Annotated in this window: 22 protein-coding genes; all 22 read right to left on the reverse strand. The window is 38.0% G+C overall.

The features are described 5' to 3' along the window. Positions 1-915, reverse strand: a 915-nt coding sequence (locus GYY69_RS11275; protein ID WP_174797766.1) for a DNA circularization protein, incomplete at its 3' end; no start/stop codon positions are given. Continuing rightward, complete coding sequence (locus GYY69_RS11280; protein WP_174797767.1) at positions 915-3,095, reverse strand: phage tail tape measure protein; 2,181 nt, start codon at positions 3,093-3,095, stop codon at positions 915-917. The genes GYY69_RS11275 and GYY69_RS11280, both read right to left, overlap by 1 nt. Positions 3,096-3,244: 149 nt before the next feature. Beyond that, positions 3,245-3,544: a phage tail assembly protein gene (locus tag GYY69_RS11285; protein ID WP_174797768.1), complete on the reverse strand. Its 300-nt coding sequence runs from the start codon at positions 3,542-3,544 to the stop codon at positions 3,245-3,247. Next, entirely contained in the window at positions 3,544-3,906 is a 363-nt protein-coding gene (locus GYY69_RS11290) for a phage tail tube protein (protein WP_174797769.1), read from the reverse strand. The genes GYY69_RS11285 and GYY69_RS11290 overlap by 1 nt, the downstream gene beginning before the upstream one ends. 11 nt (positions 3,907-3,917) lie before the next feature. After that, positions 3,918-5,405 carry a phage tail sheath subtilisin-like domain-containing protein gene (locus GYY69_RS11295; protein WP_174797770.1) on the reverse strand — a complete coding sequence of 496 codons (1,488 nt, stop codon included), beginning with the start codon at positions 5,403-5,405 and terminating at the stop codon, positions 3,918-3,920. Further along, positions 5,395-5,580 carry a DUF2635 domain-containing protein gene (locus GYY69_RS11300; protein WP_174797771.1) on the reverse strand — a complete coding sequence of 62 codons (186 nt, stop codon included), beginning with the start codon at positions 5,578-5,580 and terminating at the stop codon, positions 5,395-5,397. The genes GYY69_RS11295 and GYY69_RS11300 overlap by 11 nt, the downstream gene beginning before the upstream one ends. Beyond that, positions 5,570-6,214, reverse strand: coding sequence for a phage tail terminator protein (locus GYY69_RS11305; RefSeq protein WP_174797772.1), 645 nt, complete (start codon positions 6,212-6,214; stop codon positions 5,570-5,572). The genes GYY69_RS11300 and GYY69_RS11305 overlap by 11 nt, the downstream gene beginning before the upstream one ends. After that, on the reverse strand, positions 6,211-6,711 hold the full coding sequence (locus GYY69_RS11310; protein WP_174797773.1) for a hypothetical protein: 501 nt from the start codon (positions 6,709-6,711) through the stop codon (positions 6,211-6,213). The genes GYY69_RS11305 and GYY69_RS11310 overlap by 4 nt, the downstream gene beginning before the upstream one ends. Next, positions 6,704-7,042, reverse strand: a complete 339-nt coding sequence (locus GYY69_RS11315) for a phage head completion protein (protein WP_174797774.1) — start codon at positions 7,040-7,042, stop codon at positions 6,704-6,706. Before GYY69_RS11315 ends, GYY69_RS11310 begins: the two co-directional genes overlap by 8 nt. Further along, a complete protein-coding gene (locus GYY69_RS11320) occupies positions 7,039-7,371 on the reverse strand; it encodes a head-tail connector protein (RefSeq protein WP_174797775.1) in 333 nt (110 codons plus the stop codon). The genes GYY69_RS11315 and GYY69_RS11320 overlap by 4 nt, the downstream gene beginning before the upstream one ends. Positions 7,372-7,417: 46 nt before the next feature. Beyond that, positions 7,418-8,641 carry a phage major capsid protein gene (locus tag GYY69_RS11325; RefSeq protein WP_174797776.1) on the reverse strand — a complete coding sequence of 408 codons (1,224 nt, stop codon included), beginning with the start codon at positions 8,639-8,641 and terminating at the stop codon, positions 7,418-7,420. 13 nt (positions 8,642-8,654) lie between these two features. Further along, on the reverse strand, positions 8,655-9,308 hold the full coding sequence (locus GYY69_RS11330; RefSeq protein WP_174786603.1) for an HK97 family phage prohead protease: 654 nt from the start codon (positions 9,306-9,308) through the stop codon (positions 8,655-8,657). Beyond that, on the reverse strand, positions 9,286-10,500 hold the full coding sequence (locus tag GYY69_RS11335) for a phage portal protein (protein WP_174797777.1): 1,215 nt from the start codon (positions 10,498-10,500) through the stop codon (positions 9,286-9,288). The genes GYY69_RS11330 and GYY69_RS11335 overlap by 23 nt, the downstream gene beginning before the upstream one ends. Continuing rightward, positions 10,500-12,239, reverse strand: a complete 1,740-nt coding sequence (locus GYY69_RS11340; RefSeq protein WP_174797778.1) for a terminase large subunit — start codon at positions 12,237-12,239, stop codon at positions 10,500-10,502. The genes GYY69_RS11335 and GYY69_RS11340 overlap by 1 nt, the downstream gene beginning before the upstream one ends. Then, positions 12,196-12,660, reverse strand: coding sequence for a phage terminase small subunit P27 family (locus tag GYY69_RS11345; protein WP_085248042.1), 465 nt, complete (start codon positions 12,658-12,660; stop codon positions 12,196-12,198). The genes GYY69_RS11340 and GYY69_RS11345 overlap by 44 nt, the downstream gene beginning before the upstream one ends. Before the next feature lie 140 nt (positions 12,661-12,800). Beyond that, complete coding sequence (locus tag GYY69_RS11350) at positions 12,801-13,139, reverse strand: HNH endonuclease signature motif containing protein (RefSeq protein ID WP_174797779.1); 339 nt, start codon at positions 13,137-13,139, stop codon at positions 12,801-12,803. Positions 13,140-13,148: 9 nt separating this feature from the next. Further along, positions 13,149-13,610 carry a lysis system i-spanin subunit Rz gene (locus GYY69_RS11355; RefSeq protein ID WP_174797780.1) on the reverse strand — a complete coding sequence of 154 codons (462 nt, stop codon included), beginning with the start codon at positions 13,608-13,610 and terminating at the stop codon, positions 13,149-13,151. A gap of 67 nt (positions 13,611-13,677) precedes the next feature. Next, positions 13,678-14,211, reverse strand: a complete 534-nt coding sequence (locus tag GYY69_RS11360) for a lysozyme (RefSeq protein WP_174797781.1) — start codon at positions 14,209-14,211, stop codon at positions 13,678-13,680. Beyond that, positions 14,183-14,416, reverse strand: coding sequence for an HP1 family phage holin (locus GYY69_RS13210; protein WP_202985006.1), 234 nt, complete (start codon positions 14,414-14,416; stop codon positions 14,183-14,185). The genes GYY69_RS11360 and GYY69_RS13210 overlap by 29 nt, the downstream gene beginning before the upstream one ends. 257 nt (positions 14,417-14,673) lie before the next feature. After that, positions 14,674-15,186, reverse strand: a complete 513-nt coding sequence (locus tag GYY69_RS11370) for a hypothetical protein (protein ID WP_174797782.1) — start codon at positions 15,184-15,186, stop codon at positions 14,674-14,676. 311 nt (positions 15,187-15,497) lie between these two features. Next, positions 15,498-15,857 (reverse strand): antiterminator Q family protein, encoded by a 360-nt coding sequence (locus GYY69_RS11375; protein WP_174797783.1) that lies wholly within the window; start codon positions 15,855-15,857, stop codon positions 15,498-15,500. A 346-nt stretch (positions 15,858-16,203) separates the two neighbouring features. Further along, positions 16,204-16,935: a hypothetical protein gene (locus GYY69_RS11380; RefSeq protein WP_174797784.1), complete on the reverse strand. Its 732-nt coding sequence runs from the start codon at positions 16,933-16,935 to the stop codon at positions 16,204-16,206. Position 16,936 lies beyond the last annotated feature (1 nt).

A 16,936-nucleotide genomic window follows, 5' to 3' on the forward strand; every position in this document is an offset into this window, starting at 1 on the left:
TTTATCTTCAACCTGTTTCGGTAGTGATGCGATTATTCGTGATGCTTCTGTTAGTGCGGTTACTCGAATAGCAGTATTAATTAAGTTTTGATTTTTCTTTCTTTTTTTGGTGGATTTGCTATCCGTTGACCAAATAGCACCGGGTAAAATGCTTTTTATAAATGATATACCGTTAAACACCTTTACCCTTGCTATCAACCCATTTATAGAATTGGAAAATTTTGTTGCACTCTTCCAAACATTTTTAATTGAATTAATAATGGATGAACCACCAGCACCGAGAATTGGCGACAAGTCACCATTTAGGATTTTAACCGCATCATTAACATATGGAGTTATCGCATTATAAGCATCAGCTATATCATTTAAAATTGACATGGTGTCATCAAGAATACTGTGCTGTACAAAATCAGGCGCATCAATTAAGTCAAAATCTTCAAACGCATCTAATAGTGCTTGATCTACATTATCTGCATTTTCATCAACTACATCATCAGTCGCTACTGACGAATCAGGGAATATTAACTCACCAGCTTCGACAAATGAAAATGAAATAACACTCATTCGACCGTTTTCAACGGAGTTACTTACTGTTGCGGTACCCACAATATTGACATTAAGTTCACCAAGAATAGGATGTATTAATATTCCTGCTCCCTCTTCTTCAATTGCCTCTACCAGCTTTTCAGCTTGTTCTTTGTGATCATCACCAACCACAAAGGCGTCAATTTTATTTTTACGTGCTGAACGCCCCAGATCTTCGGTGTATGGAACATCCCTGAATGGGTATTCATGCGTCTGATTCCGCCGTCCAAACTCTGATGATGTACCGCTAACTTGAAACGGTACACCGCGGAAACTGGCTGGAAGTAAATTGTTTAACCAGCTTAAGTTCATAAAGCTCATAAACCCCATTAATTTCTCCCAAAGTTAGCGTATGGATTCCAGCCAACATCAGCTTTAGTGTTAAAGCCTGATGCCTGTTTAGTTTGTTTTACAACGGTTCCCTGTGGTGCATTTTCAAACTTCACGACCAATTCACCGTTGCTATTTCGATTTGTATTACTATTTGAAAAGTTATTTAGCGGCATTTGCGGTTTTTGATAAAATGGGGATGTAACCATTGGACGGATCATTTCTTTCGGTAAATTAGACGTATCAACTGTTATTTTTACTTGCTTTTCTTTTTCACCAAAAATAGAGTTCCAGACATCAAGTAACGGCTGGATGCCGGACTTAACGTTATCCCATAAGTTTTTAAAGAAATTCTGAACGCTTTCCCACATTTTTGGTATAGCTTCACCCGCATTTTTAAAAGGTTCGATAAAGACATCAAAAATGGGCATTACGTATGGCTGGATGAACTCCCAGATACCATTAAAGAATTTACTTACCACTTCCCATGATTTTACAATATCTTCACCGCCTGCTTTGAAGCCTGCTATAAAGAAGTCAATAATAGGCATAACAAATGGTTTGATAAATTCCCATAACTCACTGAAAAACTTAATAACAGCATTCCAACCTTCTTCAATTAGTGCCGCTCCAGCTTTAAATCCGTCAATAAAGACATCAAAAATAGGCATGACATAAGGTTTAATTACCCCCCACAACCATTGAAAGAACTTAACTATATCATCCCAGTATGTAATGATTAACACTGCGGCGATAGCAATGCCCGCCATAATAAGCCCTATTGGATTCATGGCCATCACAGCGTTCAAAGCTATTGACGCTATGCGCACAATTTTAAAAGCTTTTGATAAGGCTATTTGTGCAAATGAAAATAATTTTGTGGCAAAAGTAACACCTTTTAATATGCCGTTGAAAATGGTGATCCCCGTTGATAATGAACCTACAATAAAGTTCACACCAGCACACGCAACCCGTAATCCAATTAACCCCGCAACCGCCATCGCCACCATTTTCACTAGTTCAGGGTTTTCTTGGATGAAATGACCGAATGAAACAACTAATGATTTTAGTCCAACTAATAATTCTGCGAAAGATGGTAGTAATGAATCACCAATTGATAGGCTAACATCGGTAAGAGCATTGTTAAATGATTGTAATTTGCCTGCAGTTGTGTTTGAACGGGATTCATATTCATTCTGCATTGACCCAGCATAATGAGATGCGTCACCAACCTGATCAAAGTTCTTTTTTAATAACTCCATATTGTTGAGTAATGGCGATATTGCGGCAACACTTTCTTTTCCAAATAATACTGTTAATGCCGATGATTGTTTATAATTTGATACTTTACTCAGCGATTCCAATACAGACATAATTGTCCCTTGTGCGTCTTTTTGCATCCCTTTTGCTATTTGGGTTGATGTGAATCCAAGTTGTTGAAATGCCTTTTGTTGTTTCGCTGTCGCCGCTTTTCCTGATGTTAGCGTCGACATAAAGTTTTTAATACCCGTCGCAGCCTGATCGGTATTTGTCCCTGTCGCTATGATTGTAGAACTTAATGCGGCTAATTTATCTGCACTAACCCCTGATTGTGCGGCAAGCGTACCCATTCGTGTAACTACATCTGAAATTTCCTTTGCTTTCGCATTCTGGCTATTACCTAATAAGTTAATCTTATCAGATAATTCAACTACTTCACTTTGAGTCAGTTTTAAAGCTGTTCGCCATGTTGACATTGTACTGCCCGCTTCTTCGGCTGTGGTATCAAACGCAATACCCATTTTTACGGCATCTTCGGCAAATCGTAGCAAATCATCCTTTGGGATATTTGCCTGACCACCCTCTGCAACGATAGAGGCGATATCTTTAGCCGCCATTGGTAAGCGTAATGACATTTCACGAATATCTTGACCCATTTGTTTAAATTGTTCAGGCGTATCAAAGTCAACGACTTTCCTAATGTCAGCCATTTTTTCTTCATACCCCATCGCATCTTTCACCCCTTTAACAAACGGCGCAGAGATAGTTAGCCCAGTTACTGCATCTTTTAAACCAAGTTTGCCAAAGCCTGATTTGTTCATGCTTTTTTGGAACTTTTCAAGTTTGCCTTTCATTGTATTTAATTGAGGTGACAGCTTATCAACACATGTCACCACTGCTTTTAAGTTAAAGCCTGCCATTTATGATTCCTTGCTATTTTCTATGCGATTTGCTTGTTCACATAATTCAAAAACTTCGGATAGTGAACGTTCTTCTATGATATAAAAAGGGGAGAGTTGCCAGTACTTGGCAAGGTCAAAACAAAGGTTTACAAGATATTCGATTGTAATTATTCCGCTGTCGCCTGTTCCTCCGCTGTATTCTCCACCTTCTCCTTTGGGCCGAAGAACATCATAATTTCACTCGTAATCATTAAAAAATCATAGGGTGTAAGTTGCTCAACGGAGCTTGGTGTAACGTTACCTAGCGCAACAATGTAATCGGACACTTTTTTAGGGTCACCAATCATTTGGTTATCAAATGGGAAGCCTAATTTTTTGATATCTTTGACTGTTGGTTCTTTTAATTCCAGCACATGTAACTCATTGCCGTGTGCCATAATCGGCTGTGATAATTTAAATTCTTTCATTATTGATAAAATCCTTCTTCACCGTGAAATTCGATTTCTGCTGTACCTTCTTCGGCATTGTGATTAACTTCACCTTCAACCCAAGCATTAGATAAAACGTAAACCTTACCGTTGGCCAGTTCTGCGGTGACGGTCATTGAATCGCTAGACATTAACTTGTCGATTGGAAAATCACTCGGTACTTTAAAAGTCCCTTTAATGTAGGGAGCACGGAATGTTTCTTTATAGTGAACGCTATTATCTAACCCCAAAATACTTTCTTTAACGTTAGTATTCATCGGGATTTCAATACCGCCCGTTAATGATAGTTGGTTGGAATCAACTTTAATATAAGTTGTTCCAGCGATACGTCGTTGTGTCATTAGTTTTTCTCCTATTGATATTGCAATCTAAACTGTGCTAACACAGCAAAAACGCGTAGTTGATTAACGAGATCGGGTGGGAATAACACATCCAATCGATTTGGATCGTTAACATTTCGTTCAACAATTAAGTTCTTCTTGAACACATCAAAATTTTCAATTAAGCCTAGTAATTCTAATTGACGATAAGTGGCGTTGATTTCCGCCTTAGCTACTGCGGGTGTGATAATTGCCTGTCCAGCACCAAACCGAGTGCCATCATTTGCCAATTTATGCCGCGGGTATTTAGATGTGATCACACTACGTAATTTACGTAATACATAAGCGAGTGTATGAAGTGTTTCACTATCTAAATAACTATTATCGGCTACACCGTAACTGTTACGTTGATATGTGGTGATATCTCGCTGAATTAATAAATTACCGCTAGAAGCATATGCTGTTGCAATGCCGTGGCTTAATAATGATTGTTGCTCTGTTAGTGTAAACTGATTGCTATCAGATGCTGGCAATGCACCATTTAATAATCCAGTTTGCGTTGGTCGAGCCGGATCATTACGAATAAATACAGCATTACGAGCAGTTCGCATCGCAATTAATTCATCAATACCCGTTTGAATGGTTTTCTCATAACCTGCAACGGTAATATGTTGGTAATTTAATTTATCACCAAACTCTATAAGTTCGGATAAATCACCTTTTTTAGCGGTATAAGCATGTCCATATAATTGACGCGTATAGCTCCATCTACCCGTAGTATCATCCATTTCATGATTAAATGTTGCCAAAGATGATAAGTCATTAAATGGAAATGCGATAAAATCAAGGAGTTTGTCACCCATAGCGGCAATAACGGGCGTTAAATCTGGAGTGCCAGTTCCACCATTCATTGGAGTTATAGTAATTTTTAATCCGTCCGGCGTTTCTTCACCACCAATCGATCCGTAATAGTTAATGCATAGCGGGATATCATTACCATTTAGCCCTTTATTTTTTGCAGTCAGCTTTACTGTGCTGTCTGTAACTGTTGCCGTGAGTGGTAAATCTTGGTTAGCATTGATTGCACTATTTAACGCATTTGCAATATTTTCAGCGGTATCAGAAATGGTAACTCGTGATTGAATTTTAGTGTTACCAATATATAAACTTAATGTGCCGGTTTCTTCGGCCGTGCCAAGTATTTGTATTGTTCCTGTCGCTTTAGCCCCTGCCGTTGGTTCTTCAACAGCAATTACATAAAGCTCACCAAAATTATCAATATTGCGATAGGATTCAACCATTCTAGATAATTGACTGCCTCGGCCTGCGAGTTTTTTAGCGTGATCTGCTGTTGGCATAATAATAAGTTTATTACGCTCAATTAGACTTTCAGCCAATGGATACGCAATGATTAATGAAGCACCGCTATCTTGAATTGTATTGGCCGCTGATGAATCCACTTCCGCATAGAATAGCGGCACTTTTATATTGCTAGGAATGTTGTTAAAACTAATTGTCATTTTTAGCTACCTTTTTTTCTTGCTTTACTTTGATGTTTGTAACTTCCTCAACATCATTATTTGTTAGTCGTCTAGCCCAATATTGGTTAAACTCAACATTACGGCCGTCCACAGGTAAATAATCCCCGTTATCGGGGTCATATACCTGCTTGCCACTCACTGGTCTAATTATCATTATTGCCTTCATAGATATTATTGTGTTCAAAATTAACGGTTACATGCGAATCCTGTTCATTAACAGTCCCTGCTAAAGCCTCGAAATTGCCGATGTTTAACGGGTTATACTGCGGAGGTTCGGTAATATCTGGTTTGTTTGGATTTGGTTGCCAATCAGGATCAGGAATTGGGTTATCAATAGCGTTTAAATCAAAATATTGTCGAGTATCCTCAAACCCAACTTCCCGCACTGAACTAAAATTAAATTGATAAAAAATTCTCCCTCGATCTAAATCAAGTAAATCACCGCCATCATATTGAATAGGATAATGCGCAGGTGAAGGTTCATAACCCAGCAATGCTCGCCAAAGTTCGGTTTTTATGTTTTCGACAATGTCGTATGCTTCGTGTTGTCCTCGCTCATCAAGAGGCTTTAATACAACAATAACCCCAAATCCCTCTGTCACATTTTGCCAATAGTCAGTTTGTGACTTGTTATCTTCTACTCTATCATCAAGCGGAACCACATAAGCGGCAGGTAATTTTAAGAATGCCGTATCTTTGATAGCTGAAAATTCAGCAGCCCCCCCAACGCGACCTTCAAAGCTAGGACTAAAATGACGCAATGTGTGGACGATATGTGATAATTTCATTGTTTAACCTGCTTCATTGAGTTGACCAGCTCTTTAGCTAACGTGTATTTACTCCATGATGATTCTTTATTTAATGCGTCAATCATGAAGTTCCCACGCGGTGCCATGCGCCACGGCGTTCCACCTGATGCTCCTTTTTTATGGCTTTTCCCTCGTTTTGCATTACGCCTAACGCCATAAAATAAAAATGCAGGATAATACGGACCCATTAGCTTTTCCATGTTACTGCCACCTTTAAGGTTCGGCATCACAATAACCATTAATCCTGGTCGCCGTGATGTAGGGCGAGGCACTTTATAACCGATTGAACGACTCAACTTACCACTTCGATATCCCGGATATTCGCCACTTTTGGAAATCTGTTTTTTACTAACTAATGCGCGTGATGTTGCTTGAATTTTTCGACCGATTTTGACGAATGTTTTACGCACCTTTTTCCTATCAAGTTCAGCCACTTCGGTTAATTTAAAATCAACATGAACGTTGTAATCATTCATTTAGTGCAAACTCCTCACATTCAAGTAAAAGATATTTTTTTAACTGATCTAACCAACGACATCGTTTAATTCGATAAACTGAACCGTTCCAAACAATTTCATAATCAACAGATATTGGCATCCCGTCGTTGGCAATTATTTCGAAATAATGAGTGATTACATTCTCGGTCTGAATTGAATTAAAATAGGTTGCTGAGTTTGGTTGTGTGACTTTAGCCCATTTGTAAAAACCTTTTGAGTATTCAGGATCTACATCACTAAAACCAACGGGGATATCAAACCTTCGGCGAATCAATATTTTTTGATTTCGTTTGCCTGCCGCTCTAATCATATTGGTATATACCTGTAAGAGTTTAATAAGGCATTGAAGCCAAGAGGAATAGAATATAACTGTTCGTTAGCAACATCTTCACGTTGTTGATACCAATACCCCACAGCCAACAAAATTGCAATTTTTACATCTGGTTCAACTAACATGGCGGATGGACATGCGTCAACCGGTATTTCATCCTCATAAAATATACGGTTGGTGTAGTTCTGTGCTCTACTAATTGCGGCCTTTAAATATATATTTAATAAATTGTCTTCATCATCATTATCAATTCGACATTGGTTTTTGATTTCATCTAGCGTTGGAAATTTATAAGTTATGGTAGACATAAAAACCTCTAAGCCCTTTATTTAATAAAGGGCATTGTCATTTTAATTAAGATTTTGCTGAACGTGATTGAACTGCTGGCATAGTTAACACTTTAATAGCATTGCTATCATTCAACATAGAGCCAACACGTTTGGTTGTATAGAATCCAACAAATGGCTTCTTAGTGTATGGGTCTCGTAACATACGAATACCAATGCGATCAAAGATATAAAAGCCACGTTTGAAGTTACCAAATGCGATTGGTGCTTTGCCTGAGCTGTCGCCGATATCAGGCATTTGCTCATTTTCAGCAACAGCAAAACCCGATAATAATGATGGTTGGCCAACTTGTAAGCCTGGTTGCCAGATGTAATTACCGTTAGAATCTTTTAGTAAACGAACCGCTAACAATGATTGATTGTTCATCATAAATTTAGCACCTGAACGATAGACCTTACGCAGTGTGTAAGTTAACTTCACAATATCATCAGTTGTTAGATTCGCCGCACCTGCTACAACGTTTTGTAATTTACCCCAATCGCGATCTTTATCTGCTTGCGCTGTAGTTTCGTAAGCTAAAAAGCCTTTCGGTTTTTTATTTCCGTCACCGAGTGTAAATGCCTCTTCTTCTTTTTCTGCAAACTCTTGGGAAAGTTCATTTACAATAAAAGATTCAACATTAAAAAAGGCATCATCAAGCATGGTTTGCGTGGCGTACGGATTACCGTAAATTTCCCCCCAAACAGGAGAAATAACACCGAGCTTTGGCGTACCGGTTTCTGTTCGCTCATCGGTTTCACCGACCCAACCACTAGCAATACCACCTTTATTGGTTAGTTTTTTCCAGTCTGGTGTACCTACTGTCATTACCGTACATTCTTGACGCATCACAACTTCATCACGTAATGCGGATAAAATATCGGTATTTAGTTCTTCTGGTACTGCAAAACCACCGTCAGCATCAACACCAGTTTGCATTGCTTTTCGTTCCAGTTCGGCTAATCCTTGTTCGTCACCTTTGCGGATGAACATGGCAAACGCTTCTTTATGTGCTGTTGCTTGTTTGTTGCCGCCTGTGGGACGTTTGACCTCTTTTAGTTCGTTTTCTAGTACGGTTTTTACATTATCTAATTCTGATAATTTGCCATTCAAAGTTTCAACTTTGTCAGCTAATGCGCTTTTTTCTTGTGAGATAGCGTCTAATCGCTTGTCATTTGTTGCTTTGAATTGCTCAAATTGATTTTTAATTTCTTGCGCGACTAGTTCAACATCTTTTTGATCTGTTGCCATAATATATAAGCTCCTAGTTAAAAATAGATTTTAAAATATTTAATGCGTTTTCTTCGCTATTACTAACGTCTCGCTGTTTTAGTGAAGAATATCCCTCAGACATAAACGCCTTTGCCTGAGTTCTGGAGAGTCCAACGTCGCGCAGTACTCTTTCTATTTCTTTCGGCGGCGGTATATCCCCACTTTCGAAAATACTTTTTACGTTATCAATCCTTGCTTCATCGTTGGCAGGGAACGTGACAACGGAAACCTCCCAAAGGTCAATATCCTTTAAAATGAATGCGGATTTTTCCTTGTCATAATCATAATCGTTTAATATGTAGCCAATTGATAACCCAGATAATGATTTTGCTTTCATATGAGCATGTGCTCGTTTTGCGAGTGGGTCATCATCAATTAACAACTGCCCCTCAAGGTATAATCCGTTATCGTCCTCAACCATTTTTGTGTAATAACCGATAGGTTCGTCCATTTTGTGTTGCCAAAGGAGTGCAGGTAAACGTCCTTTTTCTTTCCACTTATTAAGCGAATTCGCAAAAGCGCCTTTAATCACAATATCGGAATAGCTATCTTTTACGCCGAACACCGAGCCGTAGCCCGTAAACGCACCTGTATCACTGATTGACTTAATTTCAAAGGGTATATCAAGTCTCTTTTTGTTTAGCATTTTTGTTATTATCCTGTGGTTTAGTAGTCATATTCATTGGGGTTAGATAGATGTCTCCACCCTCTCTTGGGTTACGCTCTTCCAAATCCCGGCACTCATTCGGTGACAAAATCCCCCAGTTAATACCCGTGGCGTACGATTCATAACGTGATTTCATATCGCCACGCAATAACGCTCCAACATTAAACTTGGCATAAAATTGCCCTCGCTTTTCTTTATTAACCAGACCAACATTTATGCGCTGTTCGATGCGTGTTAAGTATGGTACTAATGAGTAGTTAACAAATCCCATACCTAGATTTTCAATATTATTAAATGTAGCCCTATCGGTGTTTTGCACCATGTGCATGGGTACTCGAAATATTCGACATATTTCCTCTAATTGAAATTTCCGTGTTTCTAGAAATTGGGCGTCTTCGGCGGACATACTGATGTTATTCCACTTAAGCCCCATTTCTAGGATCATCGGCTTATGTGCATTTGATAAACCCTGATGACGTTCTTGAAAATTATCCTTTAATCGCTTGTACGCTTCATCCGTTAATACTTGGTCAGTTTGTAATACGCCGCTTGATACTGCACCATTACTAAACAGTCTAGAGCCGTGCTCTTCCGTTGCTAAGCCTAGCCCTATAGCTTGCCGGGCATAACTAATTGGGCTTAGTCCAACTAAAGAATCCATTGAGAATGTGCGTACATGCCAAATTTCATCTTGCGATAAAACATCACAAGATCCGTCGGGGAATGTGACTTGATAAACAGGTTCCCATTTCTCATTAAGCTTGGGCTGTACGCTACCGGGCAAGAGAGGGAGTAACTCAACAACTTCACCAAATACTTTGACTTTGTAAGCATAAAAGTTACCTCGCAAACAAAGGCAACCAATCAAATATTCCCAAAACTCTTGTGGTGTCATATATTCGTTTGGAGCAACATACAAAAGCGAGTACAGTTTTTCTTTAGGTGCTTTCTTTCGCCCGTTATCGGTCGCTTGATATAAAAAACAAGGTAACATTCCAACCGATTCCGTTAGCACTCTCACGCAACCGAATACCGCCGTTAACTGCATAGCTAGGGCCGGGCTAACTCTGCGACCAGCGTAAGTATCTAGTGAAAAGCCGATGTGATTGGATAACCCTTGAGAAGCAGTGCTAGCTTGCGATTTACGTTTAAATAAATTAAAAATATTCATTATAAGGACCGTATTCCTACGTTTAATATGTGGTCGGATAAGTTATTTGTTTGTTCATACGTTGCATCAGCACACCCCCTAGCCATAGCTAGGGATACAACACCATCAATTCGTCCTGAGCTTTTCTTCTTCGCAAAGACTTTATTTTCCTTGTTATCAGATTCAAGCACAGCGCTAGCCGCATTCCATCGCAAGCATGGATTAAATTTAATCGTGATATTATTTTCCGTGATATCTTTTTCTAATAGTTCAATGGAGTGAGGCATCCATAAACCGCTTTCTTGAGATTTAAAAAAACCTTGTCCGTGCGGGGTCATTTCAATATCAATGGATTCATTATCAAGCGACTTTTGAAAGTATTTAATTCTGTATGGATCGAACGCCAAGCTAATAATGTTAAATTTTGCTTTTAGCTCACCGAGGCGCTTTGCAACATAATCGTAATCAACAACACGTCCGGGAGTCGCAAATAAATGACCTTGCTTTACCCATACATCATAAGGAACGTGGTCGGACTTTGACCTGTCTAATAACGTTTCTTGCGGTGTCCAAAACTCGGTAAATGCTGTTTTATATTTAGGGAAGTAGAGGGAGAGAGCCGTTAAATCGCGAGTACCAGATAAATCCAACCCGCCGTAACACTCCTCTCCAACAAATTCTTCTATATTAAAATCTTGCTCGTTAGCCATCCAAATGTCAGCAGCAAGCCACGGGTTATCCGCCTCTACCCATTGACAAAAATTAAGGCGTCTGACAATGGATTCTTTGGCCGGCATCCCTTTTGCTTGTGTGACTTGTTCGCGTAAATACTTATGTGTAAATGTGTGACCTAGTGACGGATTGGCTTTTGGCCAGCAAGATTCATCAGTAAGCGGATCGTCCCCTTCATCCAATGAGCAAATAAAAGAAAAAAAGGCGTCATCAGTTAATGTTTGTTCCGCTACTTTTCGACCGTACTCATGATACTCATAGCAAACGCTTGTTTTGTTATGTCCCGAGTTAGTTATCATTAATATAATGGCTTGGGTACGCCCTTTTGTACCCGCTCTCATCATCTCAACAACTTCATTCGATTTGTGTTCATGTATTTCGTCAATTAATACGCAATGAGGTCGTGGACCCGATTGTCCGTTATCTGATGATATTGGGCGGAAAAAAGCACCTTTTTGTAAGTAAGCTAAATTCCAAACATTTTGCCCCGTGCCTGATTTTCTTATTCGCTCGGATAACGCTGGGGACTGATCAACCATAGCAACAGCATCACGAAATAATATCATTGCTTGGTCTTTCTTTGTTGCCGCTGCGTAGACTTCTGCTCTCGGCTCGTTATCTGCCATTAAACAATAAAGCCCTATCCCTGCGGCTAACGGCGATTTACCCGAACCTTTACCTGATTCAATATAGACCATGCGAAAGCGGCGATAACCGTCTAATGTTTTCCAACCAAATATTGAGCCGACAATAAAACATTGCCACGGTAGTAATACGAAAGGCTTCCCTTCGTGCTCACCGCCATTTAGCTTAAGTACTTTCTCAAAGAATGCAGTAGCACGATCAGCAGATTCAATATCCCATATTAACCCTTTTTCTTTTGCATTTTTTAAATCATCTAAATGTCTTTTACATGAGTTTCGGATATCAGGACCGGCTAAGATTTTTCCTGATGTCACATCAATGGCGTATTGAGTCGCTTTATCAACCAAAGAATTGGTCGAGTTCGTTTGCTTCCTCTTTGCCATTTACTTTCACCTTTGATCTAGATGCTTGTGTCAAACCGTATTCAATCATCCAAGCACGTAATCGCCTATCAGCATCTGCGCGTTGAGCTACCGCAGGGTTAGACTTTAAAACTAACTCCCCTTGAGTATTAACTACTTGCTGTACTTGACCATGCTCTTCGATTACCTTGTCACATTCTAAAATTTCTATATAACATTTTGTTAAACGTTCAATTGCGATCCCGTCAACAACAGTCAATAAACCCATGTCATTGAGCATGTCACATAACCAAAGGTAGATATCTTTAGCTTGTTCGTTGAAGTGCTGAGGAATATCGGGATAGCCTTCTTTGGGTTTAGGCTCTTTACTATTTAACGGTCGTTTACCGGGATTGCCTGTCACCAATTTAAAAGGCGTTGGTGTTGGTCTGCGACCTGCCATAATTACTCCAAAAAAAAGGGTTCAATTCGCGGTTTTGCATAAAAAGGAGGGTGGGCGGTTTGGACGACCAAAAGTTGTAGAAATTTACCACCCCCTCCCCTCATTTATGATTTTATGATAAGTTATTGTAAATAAACAATTTATTTTTTACTGTCAACCCAATACCCACCATACGGCATACCGCTCACATCGCATCCTATCTCTACTCCTCTATTCTCAATACGTTGTTTAGTGCTTGAGTGATGAGTGCTACATAAGCCCTGATAGTTTGATGAATCCCAAAATAGCTTTTGAGCTTTCTTTATCTTTATCGGGTCTTTAGATATTAATGCTTGTTCGAGTTTGTGGGGGATAATGTGGTCTACCGCTGTTGCTGGCTCATATCTACCTTGCTTTAAGCACATAACACAAAATGGGTTACGCTGTAGATAGGTTAATCTGGCTTTACGCCATCTAGTGTTGTTGTATACGTTTATCATGGTATTAACTTAGTCACACATAAACTCTGTGCCGTTCTTAGGCGCAATCTCTTTACAATAGTATTTCTGCCAACCTTCAATTATTACTTTGTTGTATTCGATTGCGTTGGTGAGATTGTAATAATCTTGTTGAGAAGACTTTGCAAGTCGCATGGCTTGGATAGCAGCATTGCCGGCGGTGGCACTATTTCGCTCGACTGATTCGACTTTGACGCGCAACTCGACAAGACCATTATCGATATCATTACGTAAAGCATCTGTTTTAGCTTGACCATTTTTTATTGCCTCAATAATGTTTGATTCAATTTTTTTAACTTCATTATTATCTTGTATATACTTTTCGTACTTTGCTTCGGCTTTATTCGCTCTTGAGACTGCAAGACGTTTATCTTGCCAGCAGTTGTATGCAAAATAACTAACAAAAGCCAATATGCTAATCAACGTTATATTTACTTTTGACAATTTGAACATGACGAATCACTCAACAATAACGATACAAATAAAAACCAACCCCAACCGTTGACATCATTAACCGCCATTATTGAAGCGATGATGAAGCATAAGATAGACATAATGCTTTCTCCTTTTCTCGTCTGATTACTAAGCCATTCAGTACTTTACCACCTACTTTATTCCACCTTGGAAACTCATTACACGCCGCTTTATAATCGCCATTGTTCAGATGTTTATACATTGTTGATGTTCTCATTTTTGAGCATCCAACGTTAAAAGTAATTGACGTTACAGCATCAAAAATGGGTTGAGATAAGTGAAAACCATTAGCATAGCGATTAACGCACATTTCTGCTGTTTTGATATCATCTACCCAACGTTTTGCTATTTCCTCGTCTGTGTAGACTTTTTGTTGAATATTACCCGTAGAGCCAATACCAACCGTTAACACATTGGCTGGGCAATAATACGGCTCTCTTACGCATGATTCAGCGTTACCGATTATTTCAAGCCCTGCTTTGCTCGTTCTGATTTCGTCTGAGTAATTAGCAATAACAATACCAATGATTACGGCTACTGAGCATATCGCACTATTTGCGATTCTTTTTTTTGTTGCCATTTTTATTACTCACAAAATTCTGCTTCTTAAGTTTGAACTCTTGATGCTTGTAGTACCACGTTATGAGAAAGCCAAAAATGGTTGCTAACATACCGATAACTACAGCCCAGTCATTCAGCGAGAGCGAGCCGAGATACATGACGGTCCAACCATACAGGTATGTGAAGATCGATGTTTTATTGTTATCCATTTTGTTTATATTCATGATGTGCCTCCAGTGAGGCTGTTAAAAATAATACAGCATACTGTTCTAGATATTACTGATGAATATCAAACATTACTGTAGTTTTGATTTATTAGGTTAAGACAACTAAGTGAAAATAGGCGAGCTTGTAATGTTCTTATATATACTTACCAAAAGATAATAAACCCTAACGGTTAGGTCAGGTTTGTTGTATATGTGAAAAACATTATATAAGTATGTTTTAGGTGTAGAGGTAGACAACTACTAATTCAAATTTTTTAATTAGTAATTTCAATATATAAATCTTTATTTTTATACGATTTATGAATTTTTTCTTTAAAATTTTCTTTACTATCTTTTAATTTCTTTTCTTTTATTGTTTTAGGCAACCAACTACATGATTTAGTTGTTTCCTCAATATATTTTTTTAAATAACTATCTCCTATTTTTACCTCATAAACTTTAAGAAAGCATCCACAAAGAGGGGGTTTAATAAAAGCACGCCAACCAGGACTATTATACAAAATACCTGACTTTACATCTTTCCAATCGACCAGAAAGGGCGAAACACAGGATTTGGCAGAATAATCCGTTTCCCCACTCCATTCAAATATAATCTTCACACCCATTCCTTCATATTCCTGTACTTTGTTATATTGACAGCCGACAATAAAGCAGTTAAAAACCGCATCTGCAGCGCCTGGATTATTAGGATATGCTGTTTGAAATTTTTTGGACTTCAAAATTCCTGTCATTTTTTCTATACTGGTGTAATGCTCTAAATGTATCATATTATTTATTTCATAATTACGATTAGTTATCACATTATAATTGTATAGCTACTTGACCAAAATAAGTAGAGGTACGAGGGCTGGCTCTTGCATGTTTTTACCCTTTTAACTTAAATAAAGGCGGCGAGTTGCAGCGATATAAACACTGTGGAGCTAATGTGGAGTAATAGCGTTTATATCTCTCGCCATAATTTCTGTGCAATAAAAAACCCCAACTGAATAAGTCGGGGTTTAATTTAAATGCGAAAACCGCAATTTAGGCACATTATATGTCGAGACATCGCGACACGTCAAGCCTCAAATATAAAAATTTATAATATGACATCATTCATTGCGTCATCGATTTTAGCTAACACATAGATTTCCGCTATTTTTAGCTTATCCCCAACAAAATCGTTGCTTTTGTGAATATTTTTTGCGAGTTGTCTGCATGACTGTTTATGAATATAAACAGATTTTAAAATTGAATATGAAATCGGATCTATTTTCGATAATTTAAGCGCTGCATTATCAACGAGCTGAGCTTCATCTTCACTTAGTAATGGGCGAGAATCAAAGCCATTATTATTGTTAAGCATTGATGGTGATTTGTAAGGGTATTCTAAACCCGCTCTCATACTACGTCTAACATTAGCCCATGCGACAAGGACTTGTTTAATATCTCTCTTCATATACTCTCCGTAAAATTATAGAGAGGACTTTCACAAAAACAGTCTGCACTCTGTTTATTGCTCAAACTCCACAATAATGTCATTTTACCATCTAGATATATAGACGTAAAGAAGTCCAAAATTATTTATCAATAAAATTTAAAAAATTATTGTTACGTGATTACTTTCATCCCATAAAAATGTTAAGTCAATCATTCGCAGAGCGATAAAAACCGACGGAGCGTCGCTTGATAGTGATATAAAAAAATTGGAGTTATTAGCTAGATGAAAAATTTTATTAATTTGTTACGCTCATGCTGAGCGTTCTTCTTACATATTATCAATGCTGTTTTTATAACATTCATATTTAACTTAATTTATTAATTATTTCTTTAATTTTATCTATTAAATTAGTGTGCCAATTTACAACAATATCAATTTTTCCATCTTCTGTATAAATGCTAATTCCCTTTTGAAAACATATCGAATTTGGTATTATCTTACTCCATTTTTTACCCATTAGAGATACATTTTCTGGTATACGAAAAATTCCTGTAATCATCCATATATCTTCTGCACATTTAGTAATACCATCTACACTAATATACATAGGCATCTCAAATCCTAAACTATCAGTATTTTCAACTCGGAAAAAATGCTTTTTAGGTAAGGTTCTTGAAAAAATAACAGCTGGAAGCGGATAACGAATACAAAGAGACCCCAATTTTTCTAAATTATCGTCTAATACGCTTACAGGAACATTATAATTTTTAGTATTAATATATTTAGCTGAAGGAGAACGTCCCGACTGCATATCTTCAAGATATACAATACCTACAAGATTTTTTTCCTCAATACAACAACGATTATAAGCATATTCAGCAACTATTTTATAAAAATTAGTCAATTCTGTTTCCGATAACTGGCTTAAATTATAACGGTCTAAAATAGCTTTTTTATCAGGTGAATCAAAAATTGAAAAACCTTTAGTTGTTGTCACATCGGATAATGTTTCTCTAAAACCAAACCGATCTACTAATGACCAAAAAAGCCAAGCAGAAATATCTTCAATAATCCGATTATTTTGCTCTTTTTGCATT

This window comes from Gilliamella sp. ESL0250 (assembly GCF_013345045.1).
Taxonomy (GTDB): Bacteria; Pseudomonadota; Gammaproteobacteria; order Enterobacterales; family Orbaceae; genus Gilliamella; species Gilliamella apicola_H.

Excerpts from the sequence above, each read along its gene's own strand:
- GYY69_RS11280 (WP_174797767.1), bottom strand. The coding sequence starts at position 3,095 with ATGGCAGGCTTTAACTTAAAAGCAGTGGTGACATGTGTTGATAAGCTG.
- GYY69_RS11285 (WP_174797768.1), bottom strand. The coding sequence starts at position 3,544 with ATGAAAGAATTTAAATTATCACAGCCGATTATGGCACACGGCAATGAG.
- GYY69_RS11290 (WP_174797769.1), bottom strand. The coding sequence starts at position 3,906 with ATGACACAACGACGTATCGCTGGAACAACTTATATTAAAGTTGATTCC.
- GYY69_RS11295 (WP_174797770.1), bottom strand. The coding sequence starts at position 5,405 with ATGACAATTAGTTTTAACAACATTCCTAGCAATATAAAAGTGCCGCTA.
- GYY69_RS11300 (WP_174797771.1), bottom strand. The coding sequence starts at position 5,580 with ATGATAATTAGACCAGTGAGTGGCAAGCAGGTATATGACCCCGATAAC.
- GYY69_RS11305 (WP_174797772.1), bottom strand. The coding sequence starts at position 6,214 with ATGAAATTATCACATATCGTCCACACATTGCGTCATTTTAGTCCTAGC.
- GYY69_RS11310 (WP_174797773.1), bottom strand. The coding sequence starts at position 6,711 with ATGAATGATTACAACGTTCATGTTGATTTTAAATTAACCGAAGTGGCT.
- GYY69_RS11315 (WP_174797774.1), bottom strand. The coding sequence starts at position 7,042 with ATGATTAGAGCGGCAGGCAAACGAAATCAAAAAATATTGATTCGCCGA.
- GYY69_RS11320 (WP_174797775.1), bottom strand. The coding sequence starts at position 7,371 with ATGTCTACCATAACTTATAAATTTCCAACGCTAGATGAAATCAAAAAC.
- GYY69_RS11325 (WP_174797776.1), bottom strand. The coding sequence starts at position 8,641 with ATGGCAACAGATCAAAAAGATGTTGAACTAGTCGCGCAAGAAATTAAA.
- GYY69_RS11330 (WP_174786603.1), bottom strand. The coding sequence starts at position 9,308 with ATGCTAAACAAAAAGAGACTTGATATACCCTTTGAAATTAAGTCAATC.
- GYY69_RS11335 (WP_174797777.1), bottom strand. The coding sequence starts at position 10,500 with ATGAATATTTTTAATTTATTTAAACGTAAATCGCAAGCTAGCACTGCT.
- GYY69_RS11340 (WP_174797778.1), bottom strand. The coding sequence starts at position 12,239 with ATGGCAAAGAGGAAGCAAACGAACTCGACCAATTCTTTGGTTGATAAA.
- GYY69_RS11345 (WP_085248042.1), bottom strand. The coding sequence starts at position 12,660 with ATGGCAGGTCGCAGACCAACACCAACGCCTTTTAAATTGGTGACAGGC.
- GYY69_RS11350 (WP_174797779.1), bottom strand. The coding sequence starts at position 13,139 with ATGATAAACGTATACAACAACACTAGATGGCGTAAAGCCAGATTAACC.
- GYY69_RS11355 (WP_174797780.1), bottom strand. The coding sequence starts at position 13,610 with ATGTTCAAATTGTCAAAAGTAAATATAACGTTGATTAGCATATTGGCT.
- GYY69_RS11360 (WP_174797781.1), bottom strand. The coding sequence starts at position 14,211 with ATGGCAACAAAAAAAAGAATCGCAAATAGTGCGATATGCTCAGTAGCC.
- GYY69_RS13210 (WP_202985006.1), bottom strand. The coding sequence starts at position 14,416 with ATGAATATAAACAAAATGGATAACAATAAAACATCGATCTTCACATAC.
- GYY69_RS11370 (WP_174797782.1), bottom strand. The coding sequence starts at position 15,186 with ATGATACATTTAGAGCATTACACCAGTATAGAAAAAATGACAGGAATT.
- GYY69_RS11375 (WP_174797783.1), bottom strand. The coding sequence starts at position 15,857 with ATGAAGAGAGATATTAAACAAGTCCTTGTCGCATGGGCTAATGTTAGA.
- GYY69_RS11380 (WP_174797784.1), bottom strand. The coding sequence starts at position 16,935 with ATGCAAAAAGAGCAAAATAATCGGATTATTGAAGATATTTCTGCTTGG.